Source organism: Streptomyces sp. NPDC018026, assembly GCF_044327745.1.
GTDB lineage: Bacteria > Actinomycetota > Actinomycetes > Streptomycetales > Streptomycetaceae > Streptomyces > Streptomyces rubrogriseus.
In genome coordinates this window covers 1-14,353 of record NZ_JBIRFY010000032.1, presented here as the reverse complement: position 1 = coordinate 14,353, position 14,353 = coordinate 1, and the positions used below count along the sequence as shown (strand labels likewise).

General features: G+C 72.7%; 10 protein-coding genes. 8 read left to right on the top strand and 2 right to left on the bottom strand.

The window, feature by feature from the left end; translation table 11 throughout:
- The first annotated feature begins 54 nt into the window (after positions 1-54).
- Positions 55-1,128, top strand: coding sequence for a nicotinate-nucleotide--dimethylbenzimidazole phosphoribosyltransferase (cobT, locus tag ACH4D3_RS40850; RefSeq protein ID WP_398332830.1), 1,074 nt, complete (start codon positions 55-57; stop codon positions 1,126-1,128).
- A gap of 333 nt (positions 1,129-1,461) precedes the next feature.
- Here the strand turns inward: cobT and ACH4D3_RS40845 are convergent, their stop codons facing one another.
- Positions 1,462-2,202, bottom strand: a complete 741-nt coding sequence (locus ACH4D3_RS40845; RefSeq protein WP_398332829.1) for a hypothetical protein — start codon at positions 2,200-2,202, stop codon at positions 1,462-1,464.
- Positions 2,203-2,263: 61 nt separating this feature from the next.
- Here ACH4D3_RS40845 and ACH4D3_RS40840 point away from each other — a divergent pair, with 61 nt between their 5' ends.
- Entirely contained in the window at positions 2,264-3,049 is a 786-nt protein-coding gene (locus tag ACH4D3_RS40840; RefSeq protein ID WP_398332828.1) for an adenosylcobinamide-GDP ribazoletransferase, read from the top strand.
- Between the two features lie 9 nt (positions 3,050-3,058).
- On the opposite strand, the gene ACH4D3_RS40835 is transcribed toward ACH4D3_RS40840, so the two are convergent.
- On the bottom strand, positions 3,059-3,889 hold the full coding sequence (locus ACH4D3_RS40835) for an endo alpha-1,4 polygalactosaminidase (protein WP_398332827.1): 831 nt from the start codon (positions 3,887-3,889) through the stop codon (positions 3,059-3,061).
- Between the two features lie 252 nt (positions 3,890-4,141).
- Between ACH4D3_RS40835 and ACH4D3_RS40830 the strand changes: the two genes are divergently transcribed.
- From ACH4D3_RS40830 to ACH4D3_RS40805, 6 genes are all read left to right on the top strand, one after another.
- Complete coding sequence (locus ACH4D3_RS40830; RefSeq protein ID WP_398332826.1) at positions 4,142-5,686, top strand: leucyl aminopeptidase; 1,545 nt, start codon at positions 4,142-4,144, stop codon at positions 5,684-5,686.
- A gap of 361 nt (positions 5,687-6,047) precedes the next feature.
- Complete coding sequence (lpdA, locus tag ACH4D3_RS40825) at positions 6,048-7,436, top strand: dihydrolipoyl dehydrogenase (protein ID WP_398332825.1); 1,389 nt, start codon at positions 6,048-6,050, stop codon at positions 7,434-7,436.
- Positions 7,437-7,499: 63 nt separating this feature from the next.
- A complete protein-coding gene (gene sucB / locus ACH4D3_RS40820) occupies positions 7,500-9,272 on the top strand; it encodes a 2-oxoglutarate dehydrogenase, E2 component, dihydrolipoamide succinyltransferase (RefSeq protein WP_210973881.1) in 1,773 nt (590 codons plus the stop codon).
- A 209-nt stretch (positions 9,273-9,481) separates the two neighbouring features.
- Positions 9,482-10,105, top strand: a complete 624-nt coding sequence (locus ACH4D3_RS40815) for a GntR family transcriptional regulator (protein WP_003976633.1) — start codon at positions 9,482-9,484, stop codon at positions 10,103-10,105.
- 343 nt (positions 10,106-10,448) lie between these two features.
- A complete protein-coding gene (aceE, locus tag ACH4D3_RS40810; protein ID WP_398332824.1) occupies positions 10,449-13,148 on the top strand; it encodes a pyruvate dehydrogenase (acetyl-transferring), homodimeric type in 2,700 nt (899 codons plus the stop codon).
- A gap of 60 nt (positions 13,149-13,208) precedes the next feature.
- Positions 13,209-14,183, top strand: coding sequence for a helix-turn-helix transcriptional regulator (locus tag ACH4D3_RS40805; protein ID WP_398332823.1), 975 nt, complete (start codon positions 13,209-13,211; stop codon positions 14,181-14,183).
- Positions 14,184-14,353: the final 170 nt, after the last annotated feature.

Below are 14,353 nucleotides of genomic sequence, written 5' to 3'. Positions count from 1 at the left end.
GTGCCGCCCACGGGCCCTCCTTCGCGTTCGGCGGGGGCCGGTACTGTTCGGCGAATGAGCTCGCTGAATCTCGACGACTTCACCGACCTGATCGAGCGCCCCGACGGCGGGGTACGCCGCGACGCGGAGGCGCGCCGCGAGCGTCAGGTCGTCCCGCCCGGATCGCTGGGCCGCCTCGACGACCTGGGCGAGTGGCTGTCGGCGGCCCAGTCCGCCGTACCGGTACGCCCCGTCGTACGTCCCCGGGTGGTGCTCTTCGCCGGCGACCACAAGGTCGCCGAGCTGGGCGTGTCGGCGCGGCCCGCGGGCGGTGCCGGTGAGCTGGTGCGCAAGGTACTGGAGGGCGGCCGGCCGGTGTCGGTGCTCGCCAGGCGCCTGGACGTACCCGTGCGCGTCGTCGACATGGCCCTGGACTGCGACCCGGAGAAGCTGCCGGCCGAGGTCGCCGGGCACCGGGTGCGCCGGGCCGGGGGACGCATCGACATCGAGGACGCGCTGACACTCGAGGAGGCGGAGGCCGCCTTCCGGGCCGGGATGGCGGTGGCCGACGAGGAGGCCGACTCGGGCACCGACCTGGTGGTGCTGGGTGACGTGAGCGTGGGCGGTACGACGGCGGCGGGGACGCTGGTGGCCGCGCTGTGCGGGACGGACGCGTCGGTCGTCACCGGCCGGGGCGGGCTGCCGATCGACGACCTGGCCTGGATGCGCAAGTGCGCGGCGATCCGCGACGCGCTGCGCCGTGCGCGTCCGGTCCTCGGCGACCAGTTGCAGCTCCTCGCCACGGTGGGCGGCGCGGACCTCACCGCCATGACGGGCTTCCTGCTGCAGAGCGCGGTGCGGAAGGTGCCGGTGATCCTGGACGGTGTCGTGACGGCCGCGTGCGCGCTGGTCGGGCAGCGGGTCGCGTTCCGGGCGCCGGACTGGTGGCTGGCGGCGCACGACAGCGGGGAGCCGGGCCAGGCCAAGGCGCTGGACCGGATGGCGATGGAGCCGCTGCTGTCCCAGGGCGTGAAGGTGGGCGAGGGTGCGGGTGGACTGCTGGCGCTGCCCCTGGTCCAGGCGGCGGCGTCCTTGGCGGCGGAGCTGCCGGAGGTCTCCGACGGTGAGGCCGTGACCGGGGTCGAGTGAACGCGGTTCAGTCGACCGGGCTGACCCGGACCACCGGCGTGGGTGCGGGCGCGAGGGGGACGCGGCCCGGCGCAGCGGGGTGCCGCTGCGCCCACCCGTGCCGCCCCAGCGGCACGACTGCCCGCAGCTCGGTAGGTACGGCGAGAAGGGGGCGGGTCGGGGGGTGTCCGCCCGCAGCGGTTGGCGCGTCAACGGAGTTCGCTTCTGTGGCCGACCGATTCCGCGCCGTTCCGAGGACGGACACCCCCCGGCACGCCCCCGACCCACCCACCGGACACACCGCGCAACGCGCACCCCCACCACACCCGCACAGGCGCCGCAGGCAGGGAGCCGTCACCACGGATCCGGGCGGCCGCCGATCCAGTCCTGGACGACGCGGCGCGGTCCGGACCAGCGACGGTCGTGGCGGTCGGCGCGCACCCGGGCCCGCGCGCGGGCCCGCGGCCGACGGGCGTAGAACCGGCGGGCCCACGGAGAGCCCGGCCGGGCCAGGCGAACCGCGCCGATCAAAGCGATCAAGGGCACGATGACCCCGAAGATCGCCAGCCGTGCCTTGCCCTTGGCCAGGGCGAGGAGGGAGAAGAGGAAGTTCCCCGCGACCGTCGCGATGACGTTCGTGCGGTCCTGCAACTCGTCCTGGGACATGCCGTCGACACCGAAGGGCGTGAACCCCGCGAGGACCAGCCCGACCAGCGCCGCGGTGAGCACCACGACCTCCACGCTCTTGCGCCCGGCCTCGCTCCAGTACACGTCGTCGAGGTGCAGGATCAGCGCGAACTCGTCCAGGACCAGCCCCGCCCCGATCCCGAAGACCACCGCCGCGAGCGCCGACCAGACCCCGTGCCGGCCCCCCGCGACCGCGCCGAAGCCGCCGACGACGGTGAGCACGACCCCCGGGACGACGTGATGGATGTGCACCCCGCCCGCCTTGACGTTCCCGAAGGGCCCCTTGCCCGCCCGGATCAGCCGGGTGATGACCCGGGTGATCGCGAACGTCAGCACGAACGCCGCCAGCGCCAGGAGCAGCGGCAGCTTGCCCGGTTCCATGATGTTGCGCTGCCACCAATCTCCCATATGCGCACTTTATCCCCAGCACCCGCCTCCACCCCCGCCGACCGCCGGGTAGTCTGCGCCGGTGCTCAGGACCCCCTCCCCCGACGGCCTCCGTTTCGCCTTCGGCACCCTCACCGTGCTCCCGGTCAAGGTGACCCGCTGGGACCGGGACGCCGCGCGCGGCGGCATGCTGTGCGCGCCGCTGGCCGGCCTGGCCGTCGGCGCCGTCGCCGCGGGCACCGGGCTCCTGCTGCTCGCCCTCGGCGCCGGAAGCCTGCTCGCCGCGGTCGCCACGGCCGCCGTCCCCGCCGTACTCACGCGGGGACTGCACCTGGACGGACTGGCCGACACCGCCGACGGACTGGGCAGCGGCAAGCCCGCCGAGGACGCCCTGCGGATCATGAAGCAGTCGGACATCGGACCGTTCGGCGTGCTCACCCTGCTGTTCACGCTCCTCGCCCAAGTCGCCGCCCTCGCGCAGGCCTACGACGGCTCGTGGGCGCGCGGCGCGCTCGCCGCCGTGGTGTCGGCGACCGCCGCCCGGCTGGCGCTCACGACGGCGGCCCGGACCGGAGTACCCGCCGCCCGCCCCGAGGGCCTGGGCGCGGCGGTCGCCGGGGTGGTCCCGGCCGGCGGGGCGCTGGCCGCGACGGCGGCCGTCACCCTGGCCGGCGCGGCGGCCGGCGCGTACCTGGGCGGCCCGTACGACGCACTGCGCACGGCGCTCGCCGTGGTGTGCGCCGTCGTGGTGGCCGAACTCCTGCTGCGCCACTGCGTCCGCCGCTTCGGCGGCGTCACGGGCGACGTCTTCGGCGGCGTGGCGGAGACGGCGGCCACCACCGCCCTCGTGGTCCTCGTCCTCGGTTGAGCCACCCGCTCAGCAGGCCTCCCGCCACGCGTCCAGTTCGTACTTCTTCAGCATCGAACTGAGCCGCAGCTCGCGGGAACCGGCGCAGAAGCGCTCGGTCGGCAGCTCGTACTCGACGTGGAAGACGGCCTTGTCCGCGTCGATGAACGGCTGGTTGTCGGCGCACTCGCCGTACTGGGCGCACTGCTCGTTGACGGCGAAGTCGAAGTCGTCGACCAGGTCCGGGATCTGGTCCAGGTCGTTCTTCAACCCGACGGCCATGCCCCGGTCGTGGGCGAGCTTCGCGATCAGCCGGTTGTAGCGGAGCTGGTCGTCGCCGGTGAGCGGGAAGCCGGTGTCGTTCTTGTAGCCGTCCATGTTGTCCGGCTCCACGGCGTCGAAGCCCTTGTCGCGGCACATGTCGAGGCGCTCGGCCATCAGCGGCTCCAGGACGTCCGTCGCGCGGATGTCCAGCCACCGCTCGCCCTCCCAGCCGTTGCCCTTGCCCAGTACCTCCTCGGGGAACGCGTCGGCGTCGGGCCGGAAGTCCTCCCAGGCGCCGGTGGAGACGTAGCAGATGACCTTGCGCCCGTCGTCGTGCAGGCCGGCGACCGTGGCCTCGTCGTGGTCGAAGCCGTCGATGTCGTACACCGGTACGTCGACGGAGGTGTCGAGCCTGCCGCTGAGCTGCCACTGCCAGGCGGTGCCGGCCGTAGGCCGCCAGTGACCGGCAGCACCACGACCACCGCCACCACCGCCACCGCCGCCGCCGTCGCCGTCGCCACCGTCACCGCCGGGGGCCGACGTGCAGCCGCCAAGCAGCAGCAGGAGAAGGGCTGTCGGCAGGACCGGGCGTCTCACGGAAAGTGCTCCAGAGTGCGAGAGGGGACGGGCGGCATGCCCCCGGAATGATCTCCCACCCGCACAGCCGCGAGGAAACCACGGCCCCGCGGGAGGGAGCGCGGCCGGGCGCGAGCGTAGGCTCGTGCCGAGTGTTCGCCTGCCCAGGCGAGGACCGCATCGCAGGAGGGATCTAGGGTCGGATGTCGGGCCCGGTCGACCCACCCGCATTCGGCCACACCAGACTTCATACGGAAGCGAGATTTCACCACCGTGACTGCTCTCACTCTCTCCACCGCCGCGGCGCCCGGCCTGCGGGCCGACGCGATCGTGATCGGCGTCGCCAAGGGCGCAGGCGGACCGTCCGTCGCCCCCGGCGCCGAGGCCGTGGACAAGGCGTACGACGGCCGGCTCGCCGCCGTCCTGGAGACCCTCGGCGCCTCCGGTGCCGAGGGCGAGGTGACGAAGCTGCCCGCTCCGTCCGGCTTCAAGGCGCCCGTCGTCGTGGCGGTGGGCCTCGGTGCCGAGCCCGAGAAGGACGCCGGTTTCGACCCCGAGGCGCTGCGCCGGGCGGCCGGCGCTGCCGCCCGCGCGCTGGCCGGTGCCAAGAAGGCCGCCTTCGCCCTGCCGCTCGCCGAGGCCGCCGACGCCGGTGTCGTCGCCGAGGGCCTGCTGCTCGGCGCGTACTCCTTCGGCGCGTACAAGGCGTCGGCCAAGGAGGCCAAGGGTGCCAAGGCGAAGGCCGACGGCAACGGCAAGGCCCCGCTGGCGGAGGCCGCGCTGCTCGGCGGCAAGCCCCGCGACAAGGCGTACAAGGCGGCGATCGAGCGCGCCGCGGCCGTCGCCGAGGAGCTGAACCGCGCCCGCGACCTGGTCAACACCCCGCCGAACGACCTCGACCCCGAGGCCTTCGCGGCGGTGGCGCAGGCGGCCGCCAAGGAGCACGGCATCAAGGTGCAGGTGCTCGACGAGAAGGCGCTCACCAAGGGCGGCTACGGCGGCATCCTCGGCGTCGGCGCCGGTTCGGCGTCGGGTCCGCGGCTGGTGAAGCTGTCGTACACCTCGCCCAAGGCGAAGAAGTCCCTCGCCTTCGTCGGCAAGGGCATCACCTACGACTCGGGCGGCATCTCGCTGAAGCCGGCCGGCCACAACGAGACGATGAAGTGCGACATGGCCGGTGCCGCCGCCGTGTTCGCCGCGGTGGTCGCCGCCGCGCGGCTCGGTCTGGAGGTCAACGTGACCGGCTGGCTGGCGCTGGCCGAGAACATGCCGTCGGGCTCCGCGACGCGCCCGGGCGACGTGCTGCGGATGTACAGCGGCAAGACGGTGGAGGTGCTCAACACCGACGCGGAGGGCCGGCTGGTGCTGGCCGACGCGCTGTGGGCCGCCTCGCAGGACAAGCCGGACGCGATCATCGACGTGGCGACGCTGACGGGCGCGATGATGCTGGCGCTGGGCAGCCGCACGTACGGGATCATGGCGAACGACGACGCGTTCCGCTCCGCGGTGCACGAGGCGGCGGAGGAGTCCGGCGAGCCGGCGTGGCCGATGCCGCTGCCGGAGCACCTGCGCAAGGGCATGGACTCGCCGACCGCGGACATCGCGAACATGGGCGAGCGGATGGGCGGCGGCCTGGTGGCCGGTCTCTTCCTGCAGGAGTTCGTCGGCGAGGGCATCACCTGGGCGCACCTGGACATCGCGGGTCCGGCCTTCAACGAGGGCGGGCCGTTCGGGTACACCCCGAAGGGCGGTACGGGGACGGCGGTGCGGACGCTGGTGCGGGTTGCCGAGCGTGTTGCCCTCGGCGATCTCGGCTGACGTACGCCTAATAACTCGGGGGTGCGGGTGACTGCGCGGCTGCGGGCCCGTCGTGGCTTGTCGCGCAGTTCCCCGCGCCCCTGGGTCGGCTGTCCCGGCGTCGGCACAGAAGAACCGCAGGGCGTCGCGCCCACGCGGCGGAGCCGCCGGCGTCGGCGCGAATGAACCGCAGGGGAACCCGCTCACCTGAACGTGGGGCGTCTCACACCCCGGCCCCACGTCTCGTTCGCCTCTCACAAGTGCGAAGATGGAGCCCGGCAGGACAGGGCCCACCCAAGGGCCGAGAACAATGAGCGGCCGGACACCAGCCGCCGACCGGTCACTGGAGACCGGCGTGGCGCACATGCATGGAGGACGTGACGTGGCGAACGACGCCAGCACCGTTTTCGACCTAGTGATCCTCGGCGGTGGCAGCGGTGGTTACGCCGCGGCCCTGCGCGGGGCGCAGCTGGGCCTGGACGTCGCCCTGATCGAGAAGAACAAGCTCGGCGGCACCTGCCTGCACAACGGTTGCATTCCCACCAAGGCCCTGCTCCACGCGGGTGAGGTCGCCGACCAGTCCCGCGAGAGCGAGCAGTTCGGCGTCAAGACGTCCTTCGAGGGCGTCGACATGGCCGGCGTGCACAAGTACAAGGACGAGGTGATCGCCGGCCTGTACAAGGGGCTGCAGGGTCTGGTCGCCTCCCGCAAGATCACCTACATCGAGGGTGAGGGCCGGCTCTCCTCCCCCACCTCCGTCGACGTCAACGGCCAGCGCGTCCAGGGCCGCCACGTCCTGCTGGCGACCGGCTCCGTGCCGAAGACCCTGCCGGGCCTGGAGATCGACGGCAACCGGATCATCTCCTCGGACCACGCCCTCACGCTCGACCGCGTGCCGAAGTCCGCGATCGTGCTGGGCGGCGGCGTCATCGGCGTCGAGTTCGCCTCCGCGTGGAAGTCCTTCGGTTCCGAGGTCACGGTCATCGAGGGCCTCAAGCACCTCGTCCCGGTCGAGGACGAGAACAGCTCCAAGCTCCTGGAGCGCGCCTTCCGCAAGCGGGGCATCAAGTTCAACCTGGGCACCTTCTTCGAGAAGGCCGAGTACACCCAGGACGGCGTCAAGGTCACCCTCGCCGACGGCAAGGAGTTCGAGGCCGAGGTCCTGCTCGTCGCCATCGGCCGCGGCCCGGTCTCGCAGGGCCTGGGCTACGAGGAGAACGGCGTCGCGACGGACCGCGGCTTCGTCCTCGTGGACGAGTACATGCGGACCAACGTCCCGACCATCTCCGCCGTCGGTGACCTCGTCCCCACCCTCCAGCTCGCGCACGTCGGCTTCGCCGAGGGCATCCTGGTGGCGGAGCGGCTCGCCGGCCTGAAGACCGTGCCGGTCGACTACGACGGCGTGCCGCGGGTGACGTACTGCCACCCGGAGGTCGCCTCCGTCGGTCTCACCGAGGCCAAGGCGAAGGAGGTCTACGGTGCGGACAAGGTCGTCTCGATCAAGTTCCCCCTGGGCGGCAACGGCAAGAGCCGCATCCTGAAGACCGCGGGCGAGATCAAGCTGGTCCAGGTCAAGGACGGTGCCGTGGTCGGCGTCCACATGGTCGGCGACCGCATGGGCGAGCAGGTCGGCGAGGCGCAGCTGATCTACAACTGGGAGGCGCTGCCGGCCGAGGTGGCCCAGCTCATCCACGCCCACCCGACGCAGAACGAGGCGCTCGGCGAGGCCCACCTGGCGCTGGCCGGCAAGCCGCTCCACATGCACGACTGACCGCTTCGGTCTTCGGGCGCGACGACACAGACTTCCGCACTTTCGTAAGGAGCAACCGAAACCATGGCGGTTTCCGTAACCCTTCCGGCGCTCGGCGAGAGCGTCACCGAGGGCACCGTCACCCGTTGGCTGAAGGCCGAGGGTGAGCGCGTCGAGGCCGACGAGCCGCTGCTCGAGGTCTCGACCGACAAGGTCGACACCGAGATCCCGGCCCCCGCCTCGGGCGTGCTGTCCTCCATCAAGGTCGCCGAGGACGAGACCGTCGAGGTCGGCGCCGAGCTGGCGCTGATCGACGACGGCAGCGGCGCCCCGGCCGCCGCACCGGCCCCGCAGGCCGAGCAGGTGGCCGAGCCGGCCCCCGAGCCCGCCGCGGCCGCCCCCTCCACCGAGCAGGCCGCCCCGGCGCCCGCTCCCACCGCCGACGCCGCCGCCGGCGGTTCCGCGGAGGGCACGGACGTGGTCCTGCCCGCGCTCGGCGAGTCCGTCACCGAGGGCACCGTCACCCGCTGGCTGAAGTCGGTCGGTGACAGCGTCGAGGAGGACGAGCCGCTGCTCGAGGTCTCGACCGACAAGGTCGACACCGAGATCCCGGCCCCCGCCTCCGGCACCCTGCTGGAGATCGTGGTCGGCGAGGACGAGACGGCCGAGGTCGGCGCCAAGCTCGCCGTCATCGGTGCGGCGGGTGCCGCCCCGGCGGCTGCCCCGGCCGCCCCCGCGGCTCCGGCCCAGCCCGAGCCCACCCCGGCTCCGGCGGCTCCGGCCCCGGCTCCCGCGCAGGCCGCTCCGGCTCCGGCCGCCCCGGCCCCGCAGGCGCCGCCGGCTCCGGCTCCGCAGCCCGCCGCCCCGGCTCCCGCGCCGGCCCCGGCCGCCGCTCCGGCAGCCCCGGCCGCCGCCCAGCCGGTGGACGACGGCGCCTACGTCACCCCGCTGGTGCGCAAGCTCGCCGCCGAGAACGGCGTCGACCTGTCCACCGTCAAGGGCACCGGCGTCGGCGGGCGTATCCGCAAGCAGGACGTCGTTGCCGCCGCCGAGGCCGCGAAGGCCGCCGCTCCGGCTCCGGCCGCCGCGCCCGCCGCGCCCGCCGCGAAGAAGGCCCCCGTCCTGGAGGCCTCCCCGCTGCGTGGCCAGACCGTCAAGATGCCGCGCATCCGCAAGGTCATCGGCGACAACATGGTCAAGGCGCTGCACGAGCAGGCCCAGCTGTCGTCGGTCGTCGAGGTCGACGTCACCCGGCTGATGAAGCTGCGCGCCCGTGCCAAGGACGCGTTCGCGGCTCGGGAGGGCGTCAAGCTCTCGCCGATGCCGTTCTTCGTCAAGGCCGCGGCCCAGGCTCTCAAGGCCCACGCCCCGGTCAACGCCAAGATCAACGAGGCCGAGGGGACCATCACCTACTTCGACACCGAGAACATCGGTATCGCGGTGGACTCCGAGAAGGGCCTGATGACCCCGGTCATCAAGAACGCCGGTGACCTGAACCTGGCCGGCATCGCCAAGGCGACCGCCGACCTGGCGGGCAAGGTGCGGGCCAGCAAGATCAGCCCGGACGAGCTGGCCGGTGCGACCTTCACCATCAGCAACACCGGTTCGCGCGGCGCGCTGTTCGACACGATCATCGTGCCGCCGGGCCAGGTCGCCATCCTCGGCATCGGTGCCACGGTCAAGCGTCCGGCCGTCATCGAGACGGAGGACGGCCCGGTCATCGGCGTCCGCGACATGACGTACCTGACCCTGTCCTACGACCACCGTCTGGTGGACGGCGCCGACGCCGCCCGCTACCTGACGGCGGTCAAGGCGATCCTGGAGGCGGGCGAGTTCGAGGTCGAGCTCGGCCTGTAGTCACCCTCGCCAGTGGGCCTGTACGGTGCCCCCGCCCGGATCCTCCCGGGCGGGGGCATCGCCGTGTTTCGACCGGGGCACGCTGTGTAAGTCTCGTCTCACCTGCGTCAAAGCGCCCCCGTGCGCCCTTCCCGCCCCCCGTGACGGCCGTATTGTCTAAACGTCAGTCCCCCAGGGGGCCGAAGGGGCCCTCTCCAGAAGGAGCTCTCATGACCGCGCCCGTCGTCCACTCGCTGCGCGAACAGATCCGCGAGCACATCCTGGAAGGGATCATCAGCGGGCGCTGGCAGCCGGGCGAGCGGATCGTGGAGCGGCGGATCGCCACCGAGCTGGAGGTCAGCCAGACGCCGGTGCGGGAGGCGCTGCGGGAGCTGGAGTCGCTGCGGCTGATCGAGTCGGCGCCGAACAAGGGCGTGCGGGTGCGGAACCTGACCGCCGCCGACCTGGAGGAGAGCTACCCCGTCCGGGCCGGTCTGGAGGCCATCGCGGCCGAGCTGGCGGCGGACCGGCTCGCCCTGGACTGCTCGGCCCTGGAGCCGCACGTCGCCGCGCTGTACGAGGCCGACCGGGTCTCCGACGGCACCGGCCAGGTGCGGCACACGGTGGGCTTCCACCGGGAGCTGGTGCGGGCGGCGGGCAACTCGGTGCTGCTGCACACGTGGGAGGGGCTGGGGATCGAGGTGTTCACGGCGCTGTCGATACGGTGGCTGGGGACGGTGCAGCAGTCGTACGCGGAGGAGCACGAGGAACTGGTCGCGGCCTTCCGCCGCCGGGACCCCCGCATCCCGGAAATCGTGAAGTCCCACGTCCTGGGCTGCGCGCCGCGCCCCTAGTTCTTCTTCGCCCCCGCCGCCCCTTCCCGTCCCTGGGGGCTGCGCCCCCAGACCCCCGTTCGCGCAGTTCCCCGCACCCCTCGTGGCTCATCCGCGCCCACCCCCTCTCACCTGCACAAATCCCCAACTTCAAGGTCACCCCGTGCCACCGCCGGAGGCACCCCGTGCCGACTTTCTCGTGATCAAGAGTTTTTGCCCCTCAACCCTTTGATCGATCATCGATCAGCGAGTTACAGTCACAGACGGGCTTCCACCCAAGCCCCAGCCCTGTCCTGCCAAAGACCTAGGGCACCCCGAACCCTTGCCGATGAGGGAACCCCCTTCGACTGAGGAAGGCGGCGACATGACGACCGACCCCAAAGCCATCCAGCCGAGCGAGCTCGACCAGCTCCCGGACCGCGACCCCGAGGAGACCGCCGAGTGGCAGGCCTCCCTGGACGCCGTCACCCAGGCGGCCGGGCCGCACCGTGCCGCATACCTGATGCGCCGCACGCTGGAGCGCGCCGAGGGCGCGGGCCTGGCGCTGCCGAAGCTGCTGGAGACCGACTACGTCAACTCCATCCCGACCGCCGACGAGCCCACCGTGGACGGCGACGAGGCGCTGGAGCAGCGGATCACCGCCTGGAACCGCTGGAACGCGGCGGCGATGGTGACCCGCGGCAGCAAGTACGGCGTCGGCGGCCACATCGCCACCTTCGCCTCCGCGGCCTGGCTCTACGAGACCGGCTTCAACCACTTCTTCAAGGGCAAGGAGGGTGACGGCTCCGGCGACCAGCTCTACGTCCAGGGCCACGCCTCCCCCGGCATCTACGCCCGCGCCTTCCTCGACGGCCGCCTGAACGAGGAGCAGCTGGACAACTTCCGCCGCGAGGCCGGCGGCAACGGCCTGCCGTCCTACCCGCACCCGCGCCGCCTGCCCTGGCTGTGGGAGTTCCCCACCGTCTCCATGGGTCTCGGCCCGATCTCCGCGATCTACCAGGCGCGGTTCAACCGCTACCTGACCAGCCGCGGCATCAAGGACCTGACCAACTCCCACGTGTGGGCGTTCCTCGGCGACGGCGAGATGGACGAGCCGGAGTCCACCACCGCGCTCACCCTCGCCTCCCGCGAGGGCCTGGACAACCTGACCTTCGTCATCAACTGCAACCTGCAGCGCCTCGACGGTCCGGTCCGCGCCAACTTCAAGATCGTGCAGGAGCTGGAGGCCCAGTTCCGCGGCGCCGGCTGGAACGTGATCAAGTCGCTGTGGGGCACGGCCTGGGACGAGCTGTTCCAGCTCGACACCACCGGCGCCCTGGTACGCCGCCTGCGCGAGGTACCCGACGCCCAGGTCCAGACGTACCAGACCCGGGACGCCGCCTACATCCGCGAGGACTTCTTCAACAAGGACCCGCAGCTCGCCGAGATGGCGAAGCTCCTGTCCGACGACAAGATCCTCGACTGCTTCCACTTCTCGCGCGGCGGTCACGAGTCCCGCAAGGTGTACGCCGCCTACCGCGCCGCGCTCGCCCACAAGGGCGCGCCCACCGTGATCCTGGCCCAGACGGTCAAGGGCCACACCCTCGGCACCGGCTTCGCGTCGAAGAACGCCAACCACCAGATGAAGAAGCTCTCGGTGGACGAGTTCAAGGACATGCGCGATCTGCTCGGCCTGCCGATCGCGGACAGCGCCTTCGTCGATGGCGTGGTGCCCTACGCCCACCCCGGCGCCGACTCTCCCGAGGTGCGCTACCTCCAGGAGCGCCGCGCCGCCCTCGGCGGTCCGGCCCCGGCCCGCCGCGTCCACCCGCTCGCGCCGCTTCCCGCGCCCGCCGACAAGGCCTTCGCGGCCTTCGACAAGGGCTCCGGCTCGCAGAACGTCGCGACGACCATGGCCTTCGTCCGCCTGGTCAAGGACCTGGTCCGGGACAAGGAGACCGGCAAGCGCTGGGTGCCGATCGTCCCCGACGAGGCGCGCACCTTCGGCATGGAGAGCCTCTTCCCGTCCCTGGGCATCTACTCGCCCAAGGGCCAGACGTACGAGCCGGTCGACCGCGACCAGCTGATGTACTACAAGGAAGCCAAGAACGGCCAGATCCTCAACGAGGGCATCACCGAGGCCGGCTCGATGGCCGACTTCATTGCCGCGTCCACCGCGTACGCGACGCACGGCGAGGCGATGATCCCGTTCTACATCTTCTACTCGATGTTCGGCTGGCAGCGCACGGCCGACCAGATGTGGCAGCTCGGCGACCAGCTCGGCCGCGGCTTCCTGGTCGGCGCCACCGCGGGCCGCACCACCCTCACCGGTGAGGGCCTCCAGCACGCGGACGGCCACTCCCCCGCCATCGCGGCGACCAACCCGGCCGCGCTCTCCTACGACCCGGCGTTCGCGTACGAGATCGCGACGATCGTCAAGGACGGTCTGCGCCGCATGTACGGCGAGGCGGCCCCGGGCGAGGACCCGAACGTCTTCTACTACCTGACGGTCTACAACGAGCCGATGCCGCAGCCGGCCAAGCCGTCCGGCGTGGACGAGGGCATCGTCAAGGGCCTGTACCGCTTCAACACCGCGGAGACGGCGGGCCTGACCCCGGCCGCGAACGCCCCGCGCATCCAGCTCCTGGGCTCCGGCACGGCGATCCACTGGACGCTCAAGGCGCAGCGACTGCTCGCCGAGGAGTGGGGCGTGGCCGCCGACGTGTGGTCCGCGACCTCCTGGACGGAGCTGCGCCGGGACGCCATGGACGCCGACGCGGCACTGCTGCGCGGCGAGGACCGGATGCCGTACGTCCGCCAGGCGCTCCAGGGCGCCGAGGGTCCGGTGCTCGCGGTCTCCGACTACATGCGCCAGGTCCCGGACCAGATCGCGCAGTGGGTCGAGCAGGACTACTCCTCGCTCGGTACCGACGGCTTCGGCCTGTCCGACACCCGCGACGCCGCCCGCCGCCACTTCGGCGTGGACGCCGAGTCCATCGTCGTCGCGGCCCTGGCCCAGCTCGCCCGGCGCGGCGAGGTCAAGGCGACGGCCGTGAAGGAGGCGCGCGAGCGCTACGGCCTGTAAGGACGAACGGAAGGCCCCCGCCCCGGCGGGGGCCTTCCGCGTCTCCTGCATCATGTGGGAATGCGCGCTGCCCGCCTCATCAAGATGGTGCTGCTCCTCCAGTCCCGCCCGGCCATGACCGCGGCCGAGCTGGCCCGGGAGCTGGAAGTGTCGGAGCGGACCGTGACACGGGACGCGCAGGCGCTGTCGGAGGCGGGCGTGCCGGTGTACGCGGAACGCGGCCGGGCCGGCGGCTACCGCCTGATCGGCGGCTACCGCACCCGGCTGACCGGGCTGGCCCGGGGCGAGGCGGAGGCGCTGTTCCTGTCCGGGGTCCCCGGGGCGCTGCGCGAGATGGGCCTGGAGGACGCGGCCTCGGCGGCCCGCCTGAAGGTGTCGGCGGCCCTGCTCCCCTCCCTGCGGGACGCCTCCCGTACGGCGGCCCAGCGCTTCCACCTGGACGCGCCGAACTGGTTCCGCGAGCCGGAGACGCCCGAGCTGCTGCCCGCGGTGGCGGACGCGGTCTGGGACGACCGGCGCGTCGCGGCACGCTACCGGCGCGGGACGGACGTGGTCGTCCGGGAGCTGGAGCCGTACGGGCTCGTGCTGAAGGCCGGGGTCTGGTACCTGTGCGCGCGGGTGGCGGGCGACGGGCCCTTCCGGGTGTACCGCATCGACCGGTTCACGACGGTCGAGGCGGGCGAGGAACGTTTCGTCCGGGACGAGGGCTTCGACCTGCCCGCGTTCTGGGCCGAGCGGGCCGAGCAGTTCGCGCGGTCGATCCTGCGGGCCGAGGTCGTGGTGCGGCTGTCGGAGCGGGGGGTGCGGGGACTGCCGCACGCGGTCGACGCGCTGTCGGCCCGGGAGGCGCTGGAGGCCGCGGGCGCGCCGGACGCGGACGGCTGGGTGACGGTGGCGCTGCCGGTGGAGTCGGAGGAGGTCGCGCATGCGCAGCTCAGGGCGCTCGGGCCGGAGGTGGAGGTGGTGGGGCCGGCGGCACTGCGGGAGCGCTTCGCGCGGGATGCGCGGCGGTTGGCGGGGTTGTACGGGGGGTGAGCGCGGGGTGCCGTGGGCCGGGGTGGTCCGGTTGACCGGGGGTGTGGGTCGGGTGGCCCGGCGCAGCACCGGGTGCCCGGCGTGGGTGCGGGCGCGAGGGGGACGCGGCCCGGCGTAGCGGGGTGCCGCTGCGCCCACCCGTGCCGCCCCAGCGGCACGACTGCCCGCAG